This window comes from Rhodococcus sp. P3_B8, assembly GCF_056402775.1.
The window spans coordinates 1-863 of the sequence record NZ_JBFUGT010000668.1 but is presented as its reverse complement, the minus strand read 5'-3'; the positions used below and the strand labels follow the sequence as shown (position 1 = coordinate 863).

The 863-nt window shown below is 70.8% G+C and carries 1 protein-coding gene; it reads left to right on the top strand.

Annotated features, from left to right (window positions below; translation table 11 throughout):
* A partial coding sequence (locus tag AC1D1G_RS45600; protein ID WP_477956987.1) for an SDR family NAD(P)-dependent oxidoreductase occupies nucleotides 1-743 on the top strand: 743 nt, incomplete at its 5' end.
* Nucleotides 744-863 lie beyond the last annotated feature (120 nt).

Below are 863 nucleotides of genomic sequence, written 5' to 3'. Positions count from 1 at the left end.
CCGTCTACGTCACCGGGCGCGGCCCGGTGACGGACGACAGCCCGCTGTCGGTGTCGGCGCGAACGGTCACCGGTGCCGGTGGGACCGGCATCGCGGTGGCCTGCGATCACCGCGAAGACGCAGATGTGCGTGCGCTGTTCGCCCGGATCTCGGAGGAGCAGGCCGGCCGACTCGACCTGCTGGTCAACAACGTGTGGGCGGCGCCCAAGGGATTCGGCGGGTTCAGCACGCCGTTCTGGGAGCGGCCGCTGGACGACTGGGACTCGCTGATCGGTGTCGGACTGCGCGCCCATTACGTCGCGTCCGTGGAGGCTGCGCGGATGATGGTGCCCCGCCGCTCCGGGTTGATCGCGAACATCTCGTCGTTCGGGACCCGCGGGCATCTGCACTCGGTGCTGTACGGCATGTCCAAGGCCGGGCTGGACAAGATGGCCAGCGACATGGCGGCGGAGCTGGCTCCGCACGACGTGCGCGCGGTCTCGCTGTGGCCGGGCATCGTCCGGACGGAGATGATCGTCGCCAGCGGCCTCGAGACCATCGCCGGCTTTCCCGTCGCGGACGCCGAGTCCCCCGAGTTCATCGGCGAGGTGATCTGCGCCCTGACCGCGGACCCGACCCTTCCTCAGCGCAGCGGCCACACCTTCGTCACGGCGGAGCTGGCCGTCGAATACGGCATCACCGACACCCAGGGCCGGACCCCTCCCTCACACCGGGAACCGTTCGGCGGCGGCCCGCTGTTCTGAGCCGCCGCCTCGCGCGGTCAGTTCACGTCGCGCCGGCGGACGAGCCAGACCGTTCCCAGCGCGGACGCGGCGACGTACCCGGCCAGGAGAACCACGGACGTGCCTCCGTCGAGGATGTTC